This window comes from Affinundibacterium baiyunense (genome assembly GCF_018139645.1).
GTDB lineage: Bacteria > Pseudomonadota > Gammaproteobacteria > Burkholderiales > Burkholderiaceae_D > Undibacterium > Undibacterium baiyunense.
On sequence record NZ_JAGSPM010000001.1, the window covers coordinates 457,652 to 479,946 of the forward strand.

General features: G+C 44.1%; 20 protein-coding genes. 6 read left to right on the forward strand and 14 right to left on the reverse strand.

From position 1 onward, the window contains the following. Nucleotide 1 precedes the first annotated feature (1 nt). From lpxD to rpsB, 11 genes are all read right to left on the reverse strand, one after another. Nucleotides 2-1,096, reverse strand: coding sequence for a UDP-3-O-(3-hydroxymyristoyl)glucosamine N-acyltransferase (gene lpxD / locus KDM92_RS01960; RefSeq protein WP_212682773.1), 1,095 nt, complete (start codon nucleotides 1,094-1,096; stop codon nucleotides 2-4). A gap of 2 nt (nucleotides 1,097-1,098) precedes the next feature. Then, nucleotides 1,099-1,617 carry an OmpH/Skp family outer membrane protein gene (locus KDM92_RS01965; RefSeq protein ID WP_230408118.1) on the reverse strand — a complete coding sequence of 173 codons (519 nt, stop codon included), beginning with the start codon at nucleotides 1,615-1,617 and terminating at the stop codon, nucleotides 1,099-1,101. A 76-nt stretch (nucleotides 1,618-1,693) separates the two neighbouring features. After that, nucleotides 1,694-4,048: an outer membrane protein assembly factor BamA gene (gene bamA / locus KDM92_RS01970; protein WP_212682774.1), complete on the reverse strand. Its 2,355-nt coding sequence runs from the start codon at nucleotides 4,046-4,048 to the stop codon at nucleotides 1,694-1,696. A 70-nt stretch (nucleotides 4,049-4,118) separates the two neighbouring features. Further along, complete coding sequence (gene rseP / locus KDM92_RS01975; protein WP_212682775.1) at nucleotides 4,119-5,492, reverse strand: RIP metalloprotease RseP; 1,374 nt, start codon at nucleotides 5,490-5,492, stop codon at nucleotides 4,119-4,121. A 1-nt stretch (nucleotide 5,493) separates the two neighbouring features. Further along, a complete protein-coding gene (gene ispC, locus KDM92_RS01980; RefSeq protein WP_212682776.1) occupies nucleotides 5,494-6,681 on the reverse strand; it encodes a 1-deoxy-D-xylulose-5-phosphate reductoisomerase in 1,188 nt (395 codons plus the stop codon). A gap of 56 nt (nucleotides 6,682-6,737) precedes the next feature. Further along, nucleotides 6,738-7,562 carry a phosphatidate cytidylyltransferase gene (locus KDM92_RS01985; RefSeq protein ID WP_212682777.1) on the reverse strand — a complete coding sequence of 275 codons (825 nt, stop codon included), beginning with the start codon at nucleotides 7,560-7,562 and terminating at the stop codon, nucleotides 6,738-6,740. A gap of 109 nt (nucleotides 7,563-7,671) precedes the next feature. Then, nucleotides 7,672-8,424: a polyprenyl diphosphate synthase gene (gene uppS, locus KDM92_RS01990; protein WP_212682778.1), complete on the reverse strand. Its 753-nt coding sequence runs from the start codon at nucleotides 8,422-8,424 to the stop codon at nucleotides 7,672-7,674. 43 nt (nucleotides 8,425-8,467) lie between these two features. Next, nucleotides 8,468-9,028, reverse strand: a complete 561-nt coding sequence (gene frr, locus KDM92_RS01995; protein ID WP_189344239.1) for a ribosome recycling factor — start codon at nucleotides 9,026-9,028, stop codon at nucleotides 8,468-8,470. A gap of 106 nt (nucleotides 9,029-9,134) precedes the next feature. Next, the gene (gene pyrH / locus KDM92_RS02000) at nucleotides 9,135-9,851 is read right to left on the reverse strand and encodes a UMP kinase (RefSeq protein ID WP_189344240.1); all 717 of its coding nucleotides are present in this window, start codon (nucleotides 9,849-9,851) and stop codon (nucleotides 9,135-9,137) included. A 194-nt stretch (nucleotides 9,852-10,045) separates the two neighbouring features. Further along, nucleotides 10,046-10,927, reverse strand: coding sequence for a translation elongation factor Ts (gene tsf / locus KDM92_RS02005; RefSeq protein ID WP_189344241.1), 882 nt, complete (start codon nucleotides 10,925-10,927; stop codon nucleotides 10,046-10,048). Between the two features lie 135 nt (nucleotides 10,928-11,062). Beyond that, nucleotides 11,063-11,806 (reverse strand): 30S ribosomal protein S2, encoded by a 744-nt coding sequence (rpsB, locus tag KDM92_RS02010; RefSeq protein ID WP_212682779.1) that lies wholly within the window; start codon nucleotides 11,804-11,806, stop codon nucleotides 11,063-11,065. 307 nt (nucleotides 11,807-12,113) lie between these two features. Between rpsB and map the strand changes: the two genes are divergently transcribed. Genes map through KDM92_RS02025 form a run of 3 tightly spaced genes read left to right on the forward strand, consistent with a single transcriptional unit; the run spans nucleotide 12,114 to nucleotide 16,405 of the window. After that, nucleotides 12,114-13,040, forward strand: coding sequence for a type I methionyl aminopeptidase (map, locus tag KDM92_RS02015; protein ID WP_268972282.1), 927 nt, complete (start codon nucleotides 12,114-12,116; stop codon nucleotides 13,038-13,040). Continuing rightward, entirely contained in the window at nucleotides 13,040-15,601 is a 2,562-nt protein-coding gene (locus tag KDM92_RS02020; RefSeq protein WP_212682781.1) for a [protein-PII] uridylyltransferase, read from the forward strand. Before map ends, KDM92_RS02020 begins: the two co-directional genes overlap by 1 nt. A 57-nt stretch (nucleotides 15,602-15,658) precedes the next feature. Continuing rightward, nucleotides 15,659-16,405, forward strand: coding sequence for a pseudouridine synthase (locus KDM92_RS02025; RefSeq protein WP_212682782.1), 747 nt, complete (start codon nucleotides 15,659-15,661; stop codon nucleotides 16,403-16,405). 203 nt (nucleotides 16,406-16,608) lie between these two features. On the opposite strand, the gene ilvC is transcribed toward KDM92_RS02025, so the two are convergent. From ilvC to KDM92_RS02040, 3 genes are all read right to left on the reverse strand, one after another. Further along, complete coding sequence (gene ilvC, locus KDM92_RS02030) at nucleotides 16,609-17,625, reverse strand: ketol-acid reductoisomerase (RefSeq protein WP_189344246.1); 1,017 nt, start codon at nucleotides 17,623-17,625, stop codon at nucleotides 16,609-16,611. Nucleotides 17,626-17,786: 161 nt separating this feature from the next. After that, nucleotides 17,787-18,278, reverse strand: coding sequence for an acetolactate synthase small subunit (gene ilvN, locus KDM92_RS02035; RefSeq protein ID WP_186889435.1), 492 nt, complete (start codon nucleotides 18,276-18,278; stop codon nucleotides 17,787-17,789). Further along, on the reverse strand, nucleotides 18,278-20,053 hold the full coding sequence (locus tag KDM92_RS02040; protein ID WP_212682783.1) for an acetolactate synthase 3 catalytic subunit: 1,776 nt from the start codon (nucleotides 20,051-20,053) through the stop codon (nucleotides 18,278-18,280). The genes ilvN and KDM92_RS02040 overlap by 1 nt, the downstream gene beginning before the upstream one ends. Before the next feature lie 616 nt (nucleotides 20,054-20,669). On the opposite strand from KDM92_RS02040, the gene KDM92_RS02045 reads away from it, so the two are divergent. The 3 genes from KDM92_RS02045 to KDM92_RS02055 are packed head-to-tail and all read left to right on the forward strand — an operon-like array spanning nucleotide 20,670 to nucleotide 22,290. Beyond that, nucleotides 20,670-21,239, forward strand: a complete 570-nt coding sequence (locus KDM92_RS02045; protein WP_212682784.1) for an RNA polymerase sigma factor — start codon at nucleotides 20,670-20,672, stop codon at nucleotides 21,237-21,239. Further along, a complete protein-coding gene (locus tag KDM92_RS02050; RefSeq protein WP_189344249.1) occupies nucleotides 21,236-21,667 on the forward strand; it encodes a DUF3619 family protein in 432 nt (143 codons plus the stop codon). Before KDM92_RS02045 ends, KDM92_RS02050 begins: the two co-directional genes overlap by 4 nt. A gap of 2 nt (nucleotides 21,668-21,669) precedes the next feature. Further along, complete coding sequence (locus KDM92_RS02055) at nucleotides 21,670-22,290, forward strand: DUF3106 domain-containing protein (protein ID WP_212682785.1); 621 nt, start codon at nucleotides 21,670-21,672, stop codon at nucleotides 22,288-22,290. Nucleotides 22,291-22,295 lie beyond the last annotated feature (5 nt).

A 22,295-nucleotide genomic window follows, 5' to 3' on the forward strand; every position in this document is an offset into this window, starting at 1 on the left:
ACTATTCTTCTGAGTTAGAGGTATTTGAATGTTGAATCATGGTTGCAGAAGTCTGTGCTTTGACAGTCTTCTCTAATTGTTTGAGTTTGTCGCGCATGCTATCGAGATTGCGCACAATCACTGCGGTTTTCTCCCAATCGGCATTCTTCGCCAAAGGATAAAAACCCGTGTACTGACCGGGTTCTAAAATCGAGCGAGACACCATACTGCCTGATGAAATATGCACGTTATCGACGATGGTCAAATGCCCCAGAACCATCGCTGCACCACCAAAGGTGCAGTTTTTGCCGATCTTGGCACTACCTGCTACACCAACACAGCCTGCCATCGCGGTATTTTCACCAATATGGCAGTTGTGCCCAATTTGGATTTGATTGTCGAGCTTGACGCCATTTTCGATAATGGTATCGGTCAAGGCACCGCGATCTATGCTGGTATTAGCGCCAATCTCCACATCATCACCAATCACGACACGGCCAGTTTGTGGGATTTTGATCCATTTACCTTTTTCATTAGCAAAGCCAAAACCATCCGCACCAATCACCGCGCCAGAATGGATAATGCAACGTTGGCCGATCACGCAATCGTTATAAATACTGACATTTGCATTGATTTGGGTATGATCCCCAATCGACACACCGCGCCCTATCGACACACCGGGGGCGATCACCACATGCTCACCAATCACGGCATCGGCCTCAATCGACACATGCGCTGCAATGCTGGCACTGGCTGCCACTTCCGCTTGCGGGCTTACCCACGCTGACGGATGTACACCCTGAGTTGCCGCGATAGAATTGATATCGAAAAAGTGCTGCGCAGCTTTCGCAAAATACACATAAGGATTCGCCGTAATAATACGCGCGCCTTGGTAGGTATCGGCTAATTGCAGATGATCTTGTTCGGACAAAATCAAAGCGATCGCCTGTGTTTTTTCCGCTTGCGATCTGAATTTGGAATTAGAAAGGAAGGTGATATGACGATCGCTCGCATCACTTAATGGGGCAATGCCGACGACCTGAATATCAGGATTACCAATTAACTGACCACCGAAGCGATCGACTAACTCCCCTAGTCGAATGCTTTTATTTGTCATTTTTATTTGGAAAGTGCTTTCAGTACTTTATCTGTAATATCGATGCGTGGATTAACATAAGAAGCGTCTTGTACCACGATATCAATTTTTTCTGCCTCAGCAATTTGGCGCACGATTTTCAAAGCACGTTCGCCCAACGCAATCGCTTCTTCTTGACGACGCTGTGCCAAATCTTCATTGTAAATGCGTTGTTTGCGATTAAAGTCTTGATCCAGTTCAGTTAATTCACGCTGACGACGAAGACGCTCGACTTCGGACAAAGACGGAGCATCTTTTTCATACTTGCGATAAGCACTACGAAAACGCTCATTCACTTCATCTAGTTCTTTTTTGCGCTTAGAGAATTCTTGTTCAATACGTGAAGAAGCTATCTTTGCTGGAACAGACTCGTCTAACACACGCTGACCATTAAAAAAAGCGACCTTAAAGTCCTGCGCCTGTACGTGCGCAAAAGCTAGCAACGAAGCCGCGCCAAAAAAGAAATTGCGCATCAATTTGGACGGATTAGATATGTGACTCAAAATATTCTCCACATTACAAACTTCAAATTACCAACAAGCGAATCTCAAACGCAAATCAACTATAACATTTAGGAAATTAGAAACCAGTTCCCATTGTAAACTGGAAGCCTTGACGACGATCATCCGGTTTCGCATTTAAAGCCTTACCGAAACTCAATTTCAAAGGCCCCATTGGAGAAATCCAGCTAATCCCCATACCTACCGAGGTTTTCATATCCTGAGCGCGAATTTTTTGTCCTTCGTCGAACACATTACCGACGTCAAAGAAGGTGAACCAACGCAAGGACTTATCTGCACCAGGGAATGGAATTTGTAATTCTACATTACCAACTATACGTGTGGCACCACCAAGTGTGTCTCCACGCGGATCTTTGGTTCCTAAAGATCCAGGTTCAAACCCACGAACCGATCCAATACCACCAGCATAGAAGTTTTTAAACACAGGATAAGGTTTACCTGCCAAACCATGACCATAGTTGACCTCACCGTTCATCGCCAAAATGACTGAGCGATAAACCGGCTTGTAGTACTCGTGTTTATAAATTGCACGATAGTACTTAAACTCGCCATAAGCAGAAACTTCAAGATTAATTCGTTGATAACGGCCGATTGAAGGCGTCAATACATTATCACGACTATCACGCTGCCAAGCGACAGATAGAGGAATCGAATCATTGGTCGCACTACCGACACCCCACAGAGGATTAGTAGGATCTTTCACGATTTCTCGTCCACCGAAATCAGCAACATATTTCAAGTAGCGATATGGGCTGTCGGTATAAGTATCAATTTTTGAGCGCTCTAAACCTATACCGAAAAATACGGTATCTAATTCAGAAAATGGAATCCCGTAACGTAAATTACCACCAGAGGATTGAATACGGTAGTAACCGTATGCGCCGATCGGCGGCAAGGAAGTACGAATATAAGCATCGATACTACGGCTAATGCCGTCGTCAGTTACGTAAGGATCAACGTGCGTTAACGCAATCGTCCGATTGTATTTACTGGTGTTGATATCCAAGCCTATCGTGTCACCGCTACCGAACGCATTTACTTGCTGGATAGAACCTGTGATCGTCACTTTCTCAGCACTAGAATAACCAGCACCAATCATGATGTTACCGGTTGGTTTTTCAGTGACGCTCAAGTTGACATCAACCTGATCAATGCTAGTTGGCACTTCAGGTGTGTCAACCGTAACTTCTTTGAAAAAGCCCAAATATTCAACACGATCACGCGATACTTTAATCTTTTCGCCGTCGTACCAAGAGCCTTCAAACTGCCTAAACTCACGACGAATAACTTCATCACGAGTACGGGTATTACCAGCCAAATTGATGCGGCGTACATATACACGCTTGCCTGGATCAACGAAAATAGTAAATGCGACTTCCTTTTTCTCTTTGTCTACCAAAGGATTCGCAACGACATTCGCAAATGCATATCCAAAATTACCCATGCGATCAGTAATTCGTTTGGTACTTGCGGTTAATAGACCCGCATTGTAGGTCTCGTTTTTCTTCAGCAACATGAGTGAAGCTAGCTCATCTTCACGGCCAAAAGTTTCGCCTTCAATCTTAATATCGGTAACTTTATATTTATCACCTTCATCAATATTTAAGGTGATGTAAACTTGCTTTTTATCTGGAGTAATCGAGATCTGAGTGGAAGTGACTTGCATTTCCAAGTAACCACGATTTTGGTAAAACGAACGTATCGTTTCGACGTCACCTGACAACTTTTGTTTTGAATATTGATCCGCTTTAGAATACCAACTAAACCAGGTCGGAGTACTTAAGGCCAACATTTCTTTTAATTCGCCGTCAGAAAATGCCTTATTCCCAATGATATTAATTTGCGCAATCTTGGCAACATCACCCTCATCAACAGCAAACGTCACGTTAACGCGGTTACGCTCAATAGGGGTGATCGTCGTGGTAATTTGTGCGCCGTATAAACCACGTGAAAGATATTGTTTCTTTAACTCTTGCTCAGCGCGATCCACAGTTGCTTTATCAAAAATACGCGTTTCACCAACGCCGATATCTTTCAAGGCTTTAACTAATTGATCTTTTTCAAACTCTTTGGTGCCAGTAAAATCAACGGTAGAGATAGTTGGTCGCTCATCCAAAAGAACAACCAATACGCCGTCTTCCACTTCTATCTGCACATCTTTAAAGAAGCCAGTTGCGAACAAAGCTTTAATTGCTGCAATACTTTTTGCATCATTAAAAACTTCACCAACTCGTACAGGCAGATAACTGAAGACCGTTCCCGCTTCAGTTCTTTGCAGACCTTCAACGCGGATTTCTTTCACTGTAAATGGTTCAATTGCAAGGGCATGACCAGAACACAAAGCTAAGGCTGCTGCGGAGATGAGATGACGAGGAAATGCTGACAAAGTTAAATTCTCTAAAGGTAATTTCATTGGGGTTTTTCAGTCTCAATATTTCTACTTGATTGCAGCTTTTGCAACGCAGCGATGAATAAGCTACGTATTATGACATCTGTCGGACGATATCATTAAAAAAAGCAACAAGCATTAAACACAACAGCACAGTTAGCCCTCCTCGCTGCGCCATCTCTACATACTTCTCGGGAATTGCTCTCCCTGTTAAAACTTCCAGCGAATAATACAACAAATGGCCGCCATCCAACACAGGTATAGGGAGCAAATTCATTACGCCAAGACTGATACTGATCAAGGCGATAAATTGAAGATAGCTAATCCACCCTACCCTAGCAGTCTGACCAGCATAATCAGCAATCGTGATTGGCCCTGTAATATTGCGCCAAGAGACTTCACCCGTGAGCATTTTGCCTATCATTTTCAGCGTAAGCACGCTGGTATCCCAGGTACGCACCATACCGCGATAAGCCGACACAATGACTGGATAAGACAACTCGGTCATCTCAAGTTGCGCTCTAGGAGCAACTTGGATTTTTCCTACGATTTTTCCATTTTCTTCAACCGCCTCGGGTGTAACCACCACCTCAAATTCTTGTCCACCACCAAGCACTAACATCGTCAACGGCTTATTCGGCGATGCGTTGACCATATCTCTAAATGCCTGACTATCTAACACAGGCTGATCATTGATTTGCATAATTTGATCGCCTGGCTTAAGACCCGCTTTGCTAGCCGCACCACCTTGAATAACATCATTCAAAATCGCCGGTGGTCGGAAAAACTCTATACCCAACTTATGCAAAAAATCCGATTCGAAGTCGGCTGAATTCAATTGCGCCATCGGCAACTTCAATTCCATCACATCCGTACTGCTATGGCGATCTAGATTTTGACGCGCCACTTGTACTCTAGCTTCAGCTCCATCTAAGCCCAATTGCAAGAGTTTCCAGCGCATATCAGACCACGACTTCACAGGTTCTCCATTGATACTTTGAACTAGATCTCCATGACGCAAGCCTGATGTATAAGCCGTGGAAGTTTCGGAGGCAATTCTTAGCTTTGCCACGGGATCTGGCGTGCCATGTGTGTATAAAGCAGCGAACAAAAAAATCGCCAATATAAAATTAAAAATCGGCCCTGCAGCGACGATGGCAATTCGTTGCCAAACCGATTTGCGTGAGAAATCACCCGCCAATTCTTGCGGACTAGCTTGTGAAACATCGATTTCCCTTGAGTCATAAAACTTTACGTAGCCACCCAATGGGATAGCGGACAGAGTCCATTCAGTCTCGCTACTTCCAAACTTCTTGATCCACAAAGGCTTACCCATACCAACTGAGAATCGCAACACTCTCACGCCACACAAACGCGCAACCCAGAAATGCCCTAACTCATGGAAGATAATTAGAATTCCTAGCGCAAATATAAACGCGATTACCGTTTGCAGAAATTGTAAAGTCATATCAAGTTCCAATTGCCGCCACATGTGCAGAAGCAAATTGGCGTGTTTGCCTATCCACTTCGAGTATCGATGCCAAATCTGTCACACTTTGCGCAGAAATTTTCGCTAGGGATTCAGCGACAACAGCTTCAATCTGCATAAAACCTAATTGTCCTTGCAAGAATGCCTCCACTGCAACTTCATTGGATGCATTCAAGACGGTCGGTGCTGAGCCGCCAGCACGCAAAGCATCGTATGCGAGTTGCAAACATGGAAAACGTGCAAAATCAGGCTTAAAGAAGTTTAATTGCAAAAACTGACTAAGATCGAGCGCCTCTACGCCAGATGCGATGCGCTCAGGATAAGCCAGTCCATAAGCGATCGGCGTACGCATGTCTGGGTTCCCCAGTTGCGCTAGCAAAGATCCGTCGACATAATGCACCATAGAGTGAACTAAGCTTTGAGGATGAATTAACACTTCAATCTGATCTGCCGACGCGCCAAATAGCCAATGCGCTTCAATCACTTCCAGACCTTTGTTCATCATGGTAGCGGAATCAACCGAAATTTTACGCCCCATCACCCAGTTTGGATGAGCAACTGCTTCGGCCGCTGTCACTTGAGCAAGTGTTGCAATATCGCGTTTTAAGAATGGACCACCAGAGGCAGTTAATACGATTTTTGCGATGCCACTTACCTGCAAATCACGACGATAATTTTGCGGTAAACATTGAAAGATCGCATTGTGTTCACTATCGATAGGCAATAAGCACGCGCCGCTTTTTGCAACTGCATCAATAAATAGCTGGCCTGACATCACCAAAGCTTCTTTATTTGCCAACAAAATCCGTTTTCCTGCTTGTGCAGCCGCCATAGAAGCTGGCAAACCTGCCGCGCCAACAATCGCTGCCATGACGACATCGCACTCTGCAGCACTCGCAACTTCACATAACGCCTCAGCGCCAGATAACACTACTGTTGTGCTAGAAAATTGCGCCAGCAAGTCACGTAGTTGCTGTGCATATTGAGGATCAGAAACCACCGCAAACTGTGGCTGAAATTGACGACATTGTTGCGCCAATTTTTCTACCTGTCTGTGCGCGCTTAATGCATAAACTTGATAACGCTCGGGGTGACGAGCAAGCACATCGAGAGTCGAAACACCGATAGAACCAGTTGATCCTAAAATACAGATTCTTTGTTTTTGCATATGACTCAACAAATTCGACAAATTCGACAAATTGATTTAAAAAATCGGCGAGATAATTACAAATTCCAAAGCGCAACGAACATTGCAGCAAATGGTAATACTGGAATCAGCGCATCAATGCGATCAAGTACGCCGCCATGTCCAGGCAATAAACCGCTACTATCCTTCATACCGATACGGCGTTTTAATAGCGATTCAAATAAATCGCCAATCACACTAGCGACGGCAATTAAGATCATCAATACCACCATCACGACAAGACCTTGGTGATGATAAATTCTCGCAGGTAAAGTATCTGATAGTGAAGGCAAGTAAGCACAGCCAAACGCGAACAGTAAAACTAAAACTGCACCACCAATTGCGCCCTCCCAAGACTTACCTGGCGAAATAGTTGGCGCTAACTTTTTCTTTCCAATCGCTTTACCGACAAAATAAGCGCCGACATCAGCAATCCATACTAAAGCCAATACAGATAACAGCAACACAGCGGATTTACCAAACAAATAGCTCATCGCGACAAAACATCCGAAGATGGTCACTGCGTACACACCACTAATTAACCCACTCGCAAAACTATTGATATCTGGCAGGCCAAATTTCAAGCTAGGAATCAGACCGAACACCCAAAATAATACGCAAACAGTGAACAAAGTTTGCAAGGAAAAATTTGTTGTTTGCAAAGTAAGGTAAGCAAAAGCAAATGCCCACACCGCTGAAATGAGAATCGCACCTGGTTTATTAAACAAGCGTTGACTCTCCCACATTGCCGCTGCCAAGAAAATTGCTGCTGCCGCTGTGAACGCCAAACTTGAGCCAGAAAATACGATGGGAATCAAGATCGATAACAACACGATGGCGGTGAGAATTCTGGTTTTTAGCATAGCGTAGGTATGAAAGAATATGAGTCGTTGAAGTGTTAGTTGAATTTATTGTTTCAGGAATCGTAGACTGAATCGTTCAATTGCGCTATCAGGTATTAATACGTGACGCTTAGACTTGAACATCTGTCACTTGCGCACTTGTACGACCAAACCGCCGCTCGCGAGATTGATAAGAAGCGATCGCCTCATCTAATGACTGCGCGTTAAAGTCTGGCCAAAACGTCTCAGTAAAAAATAATTCTGTATAAGCTAATTGCCATAACAAAAAATTCGAGATACGCGTTTCCCCACCCGTGCGAATAAACAAATCGGGCTCCGGTGCGTAAGCCATCGATAACTGCGCCTCAAGCATCTCTTCTGTGATTTCACCAGCAAGCTGGCCATTTGCCACGACTTTATTCATCGCCTGCAAAATATCCCAGCGACCACCATAATTGGCGCAAACAGTGACTGTTAAACGGGTATTTGCTGCAGTTAGTTGCTCTGCTTGATGAATTGCTTCTTGCAAGGACAGATCAAATCGAGATAGATCACCAACGATTTTCAAACGAATATTATTGTCATGCATTTTTTTAACTTCTTTTTCTAAAGCAGTTACAAATAAACGCATTAATAATGAGACTTCATCCGCAGGTCTTCGCCAATTCTCTGAGCTAAAAGCAAATAAGGTCAAAAACTGAATATCGCGTTTGATACAGGCTTCGACAATGCCTCGCACCGCATCAACACCCTTCACATGACCTGCGACGCGCGGCAAAAATCGTTTAGTAGCCCAACGCCCATTGCCATCCATAATAATGGCAATGTGTTTTGGCATCAGCCCCGTACTAGGAACTGTTTTCGTTGAGCTTGAATGATTCATGAAACTCCGAATTGAATTAAAAAGATGAGAGATAGAAACAGATTTAAACTGTCAATACTTCTTTTTCTTTTTCAACTAATAGCTTATCAATTTCGGCGACAAATTTATCTGTCAATTTTTGAATATCATCTTGCGCACGACGCTCATCATCTTCAGAAATATCTTTTTCTTTCAACAATTTCTTCAAAGACTCATTGGCATCACGGCGGATATTGCGCACCGCAATTTTTGCATCTTCACCTTCTGTTTTAACCAATTTCACCATTTCCTTACGGCGCTCTTCGGTCAATGGCGGAGTTGGCACACGAATCATGTCGCCTTGTGACGCTGGATTCAAGCCTAAATCAGACTCACGAATCGCTTTCTCAATCACTGTCAACATTTTCTTTTCCCAAGGCTGCACGCCGATGGTGCGCGCATCAATTAAGGTAACGTTCGCTACTTGAGAAATATTGGTAGGAGAACCGTAGTAATCAACCATTACGTGATCCAAAATACCTGTATGCGCACGACCAGTGCGCACTTTGGCTAGATCAGACTTCAAGGTTTCTATCGATTTTTGCATGCGCTGATCGGCGCTACTTTTAACACTGGCAATTGTCATGATTTACTCCTGAACTAAATGAGAATGAGAGCTTACGCTCTCATTCCACAATAAAATTAATTTACTTTAATAAAATTAGGATCTCAACACGACCCAAAACCGCGCATTATACGTGGACTAAGGTACCTTCGTCTCCACCCATAATCAGATTTTTTAGAGCGCCCGGTTTAACAATAGAAAAGACCTTAATTGGTAGCTTTTGATCACGGCACAAAGCGAATGCTGTTGCGTCCATCACCTGCAAATGACGCGCAATCGCTTCGTCAAATGAAATGGTCGAATAACGTGTCGCGGTAGGATCTTTTTTCGGATCGGCAGTGTACACGCCATCCACTTTCGTTGCCTTCAACACCAACTCAGCGCCAATTTCAGAGCCGCGCAGCGCTGCCGCAGTATCAGTCGTAAAGAACGGATTACCAGTACCAGCAGCAAAAATTACTACCTTACCTTCTTCCAAATACTGCAAAGCTTTCGGGCGAACATAAGGCTCAACCACTTGCTCAATCGCGATCGCTGACATCACACGGGCCGTGATACCCACTTGACGCATCGCATCGCCCAAGGCGAGAGAATTCATTACCGTCGCTAACATACCCATATAATCTGCAGTAGCGCGATCCATTCCTTGTGCACCGGGTGCAACACCACGGAAAATATTACCGCCACCAATCACGATAGCAAGCTCAACACCCATACGGGAAACTTCAGCGACATCCGCCACCATACGTTCGATGGTAGAGCGATTGATACCATAAGCATCATCACCCATTAGGGCCTCGCCAGAGAGTTTTAAAAGCACACGCTTATAAGCTGGTTTAGTCACGGTCTAGGCTCCTTTAAGTTTAAAAGACATTATTGCAAAAATTCTGGACGGTCAACTCTGCATTAACTCATGCAAAGCACCTAGGTAAAACACTTGCGATAATCACTTACACATCTAGCACTTCTACAACACGAACAGTATTAAACTTCCCTTAAAAAAACGGGCCTTTCGGCCCGTTCTCTTTTAATGCTTGCTTACGCTTGTTTAGCAGCAGCAACTTGCGCCGCCACTTCTGCAGCGAAGTCATCTTGCTTCTTCTCAATACCTTCCCCAACTACAAACATCGTGAATGCCTTTACAGAAGCACCAACAGATTGCAACATTTGCTCAACTGTTTGCTTGTCGTTTTTCACGAAAGGTTGATTCAACAAAGACACTTCTTTCAAGAACTTTTGAACTGCGCCATCAACCATCTTAGTAACGATATCCGCTGGCTTGCCAGATTCAGCCGCTTTTTGAGAAGCAACAGAGCGCTCTTTTTCGATCAATTCAGCGGGAACTTGTTCAGTAGACAAAGACACTGGTTTCATCGCAGCGATGTGCATCGCAACGTCTTTACCAACTTGGTGATCAGCTGCGTCAAAATCAACAACCACACCAATACGTGTTCCATGCAAATATGTCGCTACTTTTGCTGTTGTTTCGAAACGTTCGAAACGACGGATAGACATGTTTTCGCCGATTTTACCGATCAATCCAGCACGTACTGTTTCTACAGTGCCGTCATCCAATGGCAATGCAGACAATGCTGCAACGTCAGCTGGATTTTTTTCAGCAACCAATTTTGCCAATTTATTTGCAAATGCGATGAAGTCATCGTTCTTAGTCACGAAGTCTGTTTCGCAGTTAACTTCCACCAAAGATGCTACGCCGCCTTCAACATAAGAAGCAACAACACCTTCTGCAGTCACACGAGAAGCTGCCTTAGAAGCCTTGCTACCCAATTTAACGCGCAAGATTTCTTCCGCACGTTCCATGTTACCTTCTGCTTCTGTCAATGCTTTTTTGCATTCCATCATTGGCGCATCAGTCTTTGCACGTAATTCGCCGACCATCGCTGCTGTAATTGCTGCCATGTTTCTCTCCTAATTCAATGCATCGTAACGATGCACAAGTTCAATATCAATTCGATTTAAAAAAAGGGGCAAACACGCGTTGCCCCCTTTTTAGCTTTTTAAACGCCGCGCTTTAAAAAAGCTTCGGCGCAAAAATTAAGCCTGCTCTACTTCAACAAACTCATCGCTTGGCTTAACAGCTTCAAGTACTTCATTCACTGCATTTGCACGGCCTTCCAAAATCGCATCTGCAACGCCACGAGCGTACAAAGCAATCGCTTTAGAAGAGTCATCATTACCTGGAATGATGTAAGTTACGCCTTCTGGTGAGTGGTTTGTATCCACAACACCAATAACTGGGATACCCAATTTAGCCGCTTCAGTGATCGCGCCTTTATGGTAACCAACGTCAACCACGAAAATAGCATCAGGAACGCCTGGCATATCTTTGATACCACCAATTGACTTTTGCAACTTAATCATTTCACGTTGGAACATCAACGCTTCTTTTTTAGACAACTTTTCAACAGAACCATCTTGCACAGATGCTTCCATATCTTTCAAACGCTTGATGGATGTTTTAACTGTTTTAAAGTTAGTCAACATACCACCCAACCAGCGTTGATCTACAAATGGCATACCAGCGCGGTTTGCTTCAGCAGCGATCAACTCGCGCGCTTGACGCTTAGTACCAACCATCAATACCGTGCCACGGTTAGCGGACAATTGGCGAATGAATTTCATTGCTTCTTGATACATCGCCAATGTTTTTTCCAAATTCATGATGTGGATTTTATTGCGATGACCAAAGATGTACGGTGCCATTTTTGGATTCCAAAAACGGGTCTGGTGACCGAAGTGAACACCAGCTTCTAACATTTCACGCATTGTTACAGACATAATAACTCCAGGGTTAGGTCTTGAATCGAGTCAGTGATTCCTCTCATTGAGAAACACCCTTTTCGACCAGATTCGATCTTTAAAAAACAAACATAATTTAAAACGCTTACTTCTGATTAGCATGTAATTTATTCAAGCTAGCCATCTATTCTAACCCGAAACACGTAAATTGATCAAGCATCAAACTTGCCCAATAGGCCCTTAAAGAGAAGAACTAGGTATTACTACACCGTCAATAACCGATGCATTTTGATTTACGAACGGCTCGCCAGAAATTTATCGACGCTAAATTTCGCATACATAGGCAATGTGCTCCTCGCGAGTCGACTATAATTACAGCCTCGACGATTTTCGACAAAATTTCGTCTATTACTTACATACTCATTCTGATTACCAAAAACGCATGTCAAACATTTCCATTAAATCCGCAGAAGATATCGCTGGCATGCGCATTGCCGGTCGTTTAGGCTCTGAGGTACTTGATTACATCACACCATTTGTGAAAGCTGGCGTAACGACTGGCGAACTTGATCGCCTATGCCACGAATACATGACGAATGTTCAAGGGACCATTCCCGCTCCATTGAACTACTGCCCGCCCGGCTACACGCCCTACCCAAAAGCCATCTGTACGTCGGTCAATGACGTTATTTGCCACGGCATTCCAGGGGACAAAGTTCTCAAAAATGGTGACGTCGTCAACCTCGACATTACTGTCATTAAAGACGGCTACCACGGTGACAATAGCCGCATGTTTTTTATCGGCGAACCTTCCATTCTTGCCAAGAGATTGAGTGACATTACTTACGAATGCATGTGGTTAGGAATACAGCAAGTTAAACCAGGAAATCACTTGGGTGACATCGGTCACGCGATTCAACAACATGCAGAAAAAGCTGGCTATAGCGTAGTACGAGAATTTTGTGGTCACGGCATCGGCAAAGTCTTCCACGAAGAGCCGCAAATTTTGCACTACGGTCGCCCTGGCACTTTAGATGAATTGAAGCCAGGCATGATCTTCACGATTGAACCGATGATTAACGCAGGTCGTCGCGAAATTCGCGAAATGAATGATGGCTGGACGATCAAAACAAAAGATCGCAGCTTGTCGGCACAGTGGGAACACATGATTTTGGTCACAGAAACAGGGTATGAAGTCCTAACCTTGTCGGCTGGCTCACCTCCGCCGCCAGCTTTTATTACTGCACAAACCACATCGCAATCCAAAGCCTAATGAAGACAGCCATCGCGAATGCCATGGCTTTCAAAGCAAAGCTTAAGGCCGAACAACAAGCGATTATTCAGTCCTTCAAAGACAAACCGAAGGCCGAAACGCTGCTCAAAGATTTATGTCGCTGTGTTGACGTCAATTTAAGTGAGATCTGGAAAAGCTTTAACTTCCCCAAAGAGCTCGCTCTAGTGGCGGTAGGCGGCTATGGTCGTGGAGAATTGTTTCCGCATTCCGATGTAGATGTCTTAATTCTTTTAGCAGACAATCCAAATCCAGCCCTCAAAGAAAAGCTCGAAAGTTTGGTCCAAGTATTTTGGGATATTGGTCTAGACATTGGCCACAGCATACGAACGATTGATGAGTGCATGACAGAAGCAGCCGCAGACATTACCGTCAAAACGGCTTTACTCGAAGCGCGTTTATTAGCAGGCAGTCGAAATAGCTTTCGCGAACTTAAAAATCGCTATGATGCGGCGATGCAACCCCAACAGTTTTTCCAAGCGAAACTGCTTGAACTACACCAACGTCACGTCAAGTACGAAGACACGCCATATAGCTTGGAACCAAATTGCAAAGAAAGTCCCGGTGGGCTACGCGATTTGCAAGTTATTCTGTGGGTCGCAAAAGCCGCAAAACTCGGCGACTCATGGGCAGAATTAGCCGCACGTGGCTTAATCACCGCAACTGAAGCACATCAACTCAAGCGCAATGAACGCGCATTTAAAGACATCCGTGTTCGCCTACATATTCAGGCCGGTCGTCGTGAAGATCGTTTGGTATTTGACTTGCAGAATGCCATTGCTGCGACCTTCGGCTTTGAGACCACCGAGTCTCGCCGTGCAAGTGAATATTTGATGCAGCGCTACTATTGGGCAGCCAAAGCAGTCACCCAACTAAACACGATACTCTTACAAAATATTGAGGCGGTGTTATTCCCGCTTCCTCATCAAGCGCACGCAATCAATGCGCGATTCAATGAAGTAAATGGACTCATCGACATTGCAGAAGAAAACGTGTTTGAACAAACACCTTCCGCGATGCTAGAAGTATTTTTATTGCTATCGCAGAACGCCAACCTTAAAGGTATGACCGCCAAAACCTTGCGCGCTCTTTGGCATTCGCGCAATTTAATCGATGCGGAATTCCGTCACGATATTTTTAATCGCGGCACCTTCCTACAAATACTGCAGTCGCCGCGCGGCATCACGCACGTTTTGCGTAGTATGAATCAAACCAGTATTTTGGGACGCTACCTGCCAAGTTTCCGGCGCATCGTCGGACAAATGCAGCATGATTTATTCCATGCTTATACTGTCGATCAGCATATCTTGATGGTGGTGCGTAATTTGCGTCGTTTCACCATGACTGAGCACGCGCATGAATATCCATTCTGCAGTCAGCTAATGGCTAATTTTAATCAGCCTTGGGTGCTCTATATCGCAGCTCTGTTTCATGATATTGCCAAAGGTCGCAATGGTGATCACTCAGTTTTAGGCATGGCTGACGCACGTAAATTTTGCTTTGATCATGGAATTTCCAAAGATAATACAGAGCTAGTCATTTTCTTAGTGCAGCAGCATTTAACGATGTCGCAAGTCGCACAAAAACAAGATTTATCGGATCCAGATGTGATTCAAGCATTTGCCAATTTAGTCAAAGATGAGCGTCATTTAACCGCCTTATACTTGCTCACTGTTTGTGATATTCGCGGCACCAGCCCCAAAGTATGGAATGCTTGGAAAGGCAAGTTACTAGAAGATTTATATAAAATCACCTTGCGCGTACTCGGCGGCGAAACACCATCAACTGATCGAGAACTAAAGAACCGTCAAGAAGAAGCACTCAAAGCGCTACGTTTAGTCGGCATAGAAAATAACGCGCACAGCAAATTGTGGGATGAACTCGATATCGTCTATTTTTTAAGACATGATGCCTCTGACATCGCATGGCAAACACGAGTTCTCCACGATAAAATTGATAGCACAACACCCATCGTCAAATGCCGCGTCGCTCCGATCGGAGAAGGCCTACAAGTGACCGTATACGTACATGATCAAGCCGACTTATTCGCAAGAATTTGCAACTACTTTGACAGTAAAAATTTCGCCATCCTTGATGCCAAGATTCATACCACGAAGAGTGGCTATGCACTCGATACTTTTTTAGTTACCGAGCCTGCATTTGCCAGCAATTATCGTGACATCATCAATTTAATTGAGCATGAATTGGCAGAAGTCTTGGCAAAACAAACGCCCTTAAGCACGCCAAATCAAGGAAGGCTATCGCGCTTATCACGTAATTTTCCATTAGTTCCAACCTTAGAATTGCGCCCAGATGATAAAGGACAGTATTTTTTATTATCGATATCTGCAAACGACAGAAATGGCTTGTTATATTCTGTCGCTGGCGTTTTGGCAAAGTACAAAATTAACTTACACACGGCCAAAATCATGACCTTGGGTGAACGTGTCGAAGACGTTTTTCTCGTCGATGGCGCTGCCTTACATAACCCTAAGAACCAAATCCAATTTGAATCTGAATTACTTGATGCTCTACGCATTTGACATTGACGCATTTGAGCCGACACATCGAATTAACACACAAAATTAAAAAAATCCTCTATGACAGAACAATTACGACTTTCTAAACGCATGTCCGAGTTAGGCCTATGCTCAAGACGCGAAGCGGATGAATGGATCGCCAAAGGCTGGGTGCGCGTAGACGGCAAAGTTATCTCGGAACTGGGCAGCAAAGTCTTTCCACATCAAAAAGTCACTGTTGAACGCCAAGCTGCTGCGGAACAATCGAAGCGTGTCACCATCCTTATCAACAAACCAGTCGGCTATGTGAGCGGCCAAGCCGAAGATGGTTATGAGCCTGCAATTGCGCTGATCAAAGCTGAAAATCGTTGGAGTGAATGCAAAGTCGAAAATACTTTTCACCCAACTCAGTTACGCAGTCTAGTGCCCGCCGGACGTCTCGATATTGATTCAGTAGGACTATTGGTACTAACCCAAGATGGACGCGTCGCAAAAAAATTGATCGGCGAAAACACCGATGTCGAAAAAGAATATTTAGTGCGCGTCGAATACACAAAACCAGGTAAATTACCAGAACGTGACTTACGCCTACTCAATCACGGGCTCAGTTTAGATGGAAAAAAACTGATTCCAGCAAAAGTACGTTGGCAAAACGAGGATCAACTGAACTTCATTCTCAAAGAAGGTAAGAAACGTCAAATTCGCCGCATGTGCGAAATGGTGGGATTAAAAGTGATTGGACTAAAACGCGTTCGAATCGGTAAAGTCAGACTAGGCAATTTACCAGAAGGTCAATGGCGATATTTGCGCGATGATGAACCGTTTTGATCGACAGATTTCGATTCTCGCCTTCAAAAATTTGCACATTTAATTTTTCAGTTGTAAAACCTCATTCAAGAGGATTTTCGAACTACGACTTTATCGAACTAATTAACTCACAGCTTTACTTGATCAAATTATGAAAAAAGGTCATTCGCCAATGAATGACCTTTTATTCTTTGTAACGCAACAAGAACTAAGGAATCGTCAAATTAGTTTTTCGATTGATCAACCATCTTGTTCTTGGCAATCCAAGGCATCATCGCACGCAATTTCGCGCCGACTTGTTCGATTTGGTGCTCAGAATTCAAACGACGACGCGAGATCAAAGTTGGTGCGCCTGCTTTGTTTTCCAAGATGAAGCTCTTTGCATATTCACCCGTTTGAATGTCTTTCAAACATTGACGCATCGCGTTCTTGGTATCTTCTGTTACAACGCGTGGACCAGTTACATATTCACCGTATTCCGCATTGTTCGAAATCGAATAGTTCATATTAGCGATACCGCCTTCGTAGATCAAATCAACAATCAACTTCAATTCGTGCAGGCATTCGAAGTAAGCCATCTCTGGAGCATAGCCAGCTTCAACCAAAGTTTCAAAACCAGCTTTGATCAACTCCACCGCACCGCCGCACAGAACCGCTTGTTCGCCGAACAAATCAGTTTCAGTTTCTTCGCGGAAGTTGGTTTCGATAATACCAGCGCGACCACCGCCATTTGCCATTGCATAGGACAAAGCGATATCACGTGCAGAGCCGGATTTATCTTGATACACAGCGACCAAATGTGGCACACCGCCACCTTGTGTATAAGTCGCACGCACTGTATGGCCTGGCGCTTTTGGCGCGATCATGATCACGTCCATATCGGCACGTGGCACAACTTGGCCGTAATGAACGTTAAAGCCGTGAGCGAAGGCTAAGACCGCGCCTTGTTTCGCGTGCGGCGCAACGTTTTCGTTGTACACCTGAGCGATATTTTCGTCTGGTAACAAGATCATGATAACGTCAGCTTCTTTTACCGCTTCATTGACTTCCGCGACTTTCAAACCAGCATTTTTTGCCTTATCCCAAGATGCTCCACCTTTACGCAAAGCGACTGTGATCTGGCAACCAGATTCACTCATATTCAATGCGTGCGCATGTCCTTGAGAACCGTAACCAATGATGGCTACTTTTTTGCCTTTGATCAAAGAGAGGTCACAATCTTTATCGTAAAAAACTTTCATGTTGATGTCCTATAAATTTAAATAATTCGAAATTGAAATTGCTTGAGTCGAAGTTCAAGCCTTAACCCAGACCGCAGAGACACCGAGTGCACGGAGGAGGAGTCAAGCGACTCCCTGTATCCTCTGCGCCTACGCGGTTTTACTTCTTCTGCTAAATCTGATTACACTTTAAGAATGCGTTCACCACGTCCAATACCTGATCCACCGGTACGGACTGTTTCTAGAATCGCGGTACGCTCAATCGAGTCGATGAAAGCATCTAGCTTTCCTTTATTACCAGTCAATTCTATGGTGTAGCTTTTTTCAGTGACGTCAATGATGCGACCGCGGAAAATATCCGCTGTACGTTTCATCTCTTCACGTTCTTTACCGACAGCACGCACTTTAATGAGCATTAACTCACGCTCAATGTGCGCGCCTTCGGTTAAGTCGACCACCTTGACCACTTCAATCAAGCGATTCAAATGTTTGGTGATTTGTTCAATCACATCATCTGAACCAGTGGTAACGATAGTCATACGTGACAGCGTTGCGTCTTCGGTTGGCGCAACCGTCAAAGTTTCGATGTTATAACCACGTGCGGAGAATAAGCCTACTACACGTGATAAGGCTCCCGCTTCGTTTTCGAGCAATACGGAAATAATGTGTCGCATTACAAATCCTCCGAACCAAGCAACATTTCAGTCAGACCTTTTCCGGCTTTCACCATAGGCCACACTTTTTCGTCTTGATCTGTAATGAAATTCATGAATACCAGCTTGTCTTTCATGGCGAAAGCTTCTTGCAATGCGCCGTCCACATCCGCTGGATTTTCAATCTTCATGCCAACGTGGCCGTAGGCTTCGACCAACTTGGTAAAGTCAGGCAAAGAATCCATATAAGACTCAGCATAGCGACCAGCATAATCAATTTGTTGCCATTGACGCACCATACCGAGCGCACGGTTATTCAACAAAATAATTTTTGGCGTCAGATGATATTGCTTACATGTAGCAAGCTCTTGGATACACATTTGTATCGACGCTTCGCCAGTAATACAAGCAACCGTTGCATCTGGATTTGCCATTTGTACGCCCATCGCATACGGCAAGCCAACACCCATCGTGCCTAAGCCACCAGAATTAATCCAACGTTTAGGTTGATTAAACTTGTAGTATTGCGCTGCCCACATTTGGTGTTGACCAACGTCTGAAGTGACAAAGGCATCGCCACGTGTCAACTCACATACCTTCTGGATCACAGATTGTGGTTTGATAATTTCTGACGAATCAGAGAATGCCAAACAATCTTGAGCGCGCCATTTATTGATCTGCTTCCACCAATCAGCTAGTGGTTTTGCATTCGGTTTAGCATCAGAAGCCGCCAGTTGCGACAACATTTCAACCAAGACATCTTTAACATTACCAACAATAGGAATATCGACTTTGACACGCTTAGAAATCGATGAAGGATCAATATCTACGTGAATAATTTTGCGTGGATGCGTTGCAAAGTGTTTGGGATTACCGATAACACGATCATCAAAACGTGCACCGATCGCGATTAGCACATCGCAGTGTTGCATCGCCATATTGGCTTCATAGGTACCGTGCATACCTGGCATGCCGACGAATTTCTCATCAGTTGCACGATAGCCACCCAATCCCATCAGTGTGTTGGTGACAGGGAAACCTAATTGATCGACTAATTTATTTAATTCTGGTGCGGCATTCGCTAAGATCACACCACCACCGGTGTAAATCATTGGACGTTCAGCTTGCAACAGCAATTGAACCGCTTTGCGAATTTGTCCTGCGTGACCTTTATCGACTGGGCGATAGGAACGCATTTCAATTTCTTTTGGATAATGGAAAGTGGTTTTGTGATTGCTAATATCTTTAGGGATATCAATCAAGACAGGGCCAGGGCGTCCGGTAGTCGCAATGAAGAAGGCTTTCTTCACAGTATCTGCCAGTTCACGCACATCTTTCACCAAGAAATTATGCTTCACGCATGGACGCGTAATGCCGACGGTATCGCATTCTTGGAAAGCATCTTCGCCAATTGCATGACTAGGAACTTGCCCAGAAATGACTACCATAGGAATTGAATCCATATAGGCAGTTGCCAAACCCGTCACTGCATTCGTCACACCTGGGCCAGAAGTTACCAAGGCGACGCCAACTTTATTCGACGAACGGGAGTACGCATCAGCGGCATGAATCGCTGCTTGCTCGTGACGGACTAAAATATGTTGGAATTTACGCTGATTAAAAATCGCGTCATAGATATAAAGAACAGCGCCACCCGGATAGCCGAATACGTGCTCTACACCCTCTTCTGCGAGACACTTAACGAGAATTTCTGCACCAGTGTATTCAGTGTTACGGTCTGAATTTTTTTCAGTGCCGCGATCCGATTGACGATCGGACGGTCGTTCTGAACTCATTTTATTTCCTTTCAAGGTCCATTGGAGATTGATCGGATGTTCTTTCCTGACGAAATTCAAATTTCAATAACGGTCTGCTGACTTTCCTTTTTGTGCGGTCACTCTCCCCTTCTACTATCCGTTGGACAATATTCCAGGCAAAGCTTAATGGCGACTCGTGCGGTCAGGGTAAGGCTAAGAAATTACAAATTTCTCACGCTTGTGGCATGGGTTAGAACAAACTGCTACTAACAATTTACTGATAGTGACTTGTTGACAAAGGCATTGTGAGCCCGATCAAACAAGTTTTGGTGCCCCGAGATCTTGAGGCGAGGCTCTACAGTACTGCGATGCAGCAAATTGGTCAAGACTATTTAACGACTTATTTCCAAATAAATCGGCAAATTTAGAACAAATGAATGGCAATTTCGATATCTAAACAAGAATTTCAGTGAAACATCGCGACATCGATACAGAATTTTGTTAGCATGTGCGCACTTTTAAAGTGAACAACAATTCACAATTTTTACAATCAATGTAAACCAATTTTCTTGGAATTTCGTTGATCAGTTTTAAATCGAGATTCACTTCTTTACTATTTTAGAAATTTTACGCTTTCCAAGCATCCTCCCTCTGAATGGCAACTAGCAAAGAATTATCCAATTTTCTCGAAGGCGTCGAGCGTCGGGCATATAAACATGCTGTATATATGGTACGAAATGACGAGTCAGCACTCGACATCGTGCAAGATGCCATGATTAAATTATCCGAAAAATATGGCGATAAGCCCGCTGAAGAATTACCTTTGTTATTCCAAAGAATTCTTCAAAATACAATTCTTGACTTTTTTCGTCGTGAAAAAGTACGCAATAATTGGGTAAGTCTGTTCTCAAATATCAGCACAAATAACCAAGACGATGATAATTTTGATTTACTAGAAATCCATGCGGCCGAAGAAGGTAGCGAAGCAGCAGAATCAACAGAAAAAAAGTTGGAAAGAGAACAAGTTTTAAATATTATCGACGATCAAATAAAAAAACTTCCCACGCGTCAACGAGAAGCCTTCTTGATGCGTTACTGGGAAGACATGGATGTCGCAGAGACAGCAATTGCTATGGGCTGCTCTGAAGGAAGTGTGAAAACACACTGTTCTAGAGCGACACACGCACTAGCCGCATCACTTAAAGCAATAGGGATACATTTATGACTTACGCAAAAGAAAAAGAGGAAATTGACTTCGCCTACAAAGTGCGTCGTGCAATGACGGAATCAAGCGAAAACTTGCCGGAAGCCACTCTCGATCGATTGGCAGCAGCTCGTCAATTAGCGTTGTCACGTCAAAAGCAAGCTGAACCAAGCCGAGCACTCGCTTTTGGCGGCATTTTGGCAGGCAATAGCGGGCAGTCCATATCGCAAAAAAGCTGGGTAAAGAAAATGTGGATAGCATTACCTCTCTTAGCTTTGATGATAGGCTTGTATGGAATTTACGAATACGAACAAGAACAACAAATTAACGATCTTGCGGAGATAGACGCAGCTGTTTTAGTTGACGAATTACCACCTGATGCTTATTTAGATGGCGGTTTTAATGCTTATTTAAACAAAGAAACACCACCAGTAAAAACAGAGGAATAAGAGTGCAAATTACGAGTCTTTTGCTCCAAACAAGTTTCCCTAGCTTAGTATTTTTATTGACTGTTGGTTTATCGGCCAATGCTGTCGCACTTACACCAATGCAAGCACCCGCTAGTGCTACAAGCGTCAGCTCTTCCGCAGTTCCGACCAAAACAAATCAAAGTATAGTCACAACAAAGACCAGTTGGAAACAACTGCGGCCCGATGAGCAAAGCGCATTGGCACCGCTAGCCAATGAATGGGATCAAATGGACGCCACGCGCCAGAAAAAATGGCTCGCCGTTGCGCACAAATATGCCAACATGAAACCTGAAGAACAACAAAGAGTTCAGGAACGGATTCGCACTTGGGTAAAATTAACACCTGAGCAAAGGATGTCTGTTAGAGAAAACTTTGCTAATACCGCCAAGAAATCGCCAGAACAAAAATCAGCGCAATGGCAACAGTATCAACAGCTGAGCGAAGAGGAAAAAGCGAAGCTAGCCCAACAAGCAAAATCCAAAAAAACCATTACAACAATACAACCCGAATCGAAAAAAACAAGTCCTGTGCTGGCACCAATAAAAAAGGTGCCTCCAGCAAAACCAGCTGATAGCACTGCATCGCAAGCGAATATCAAATAAAATAA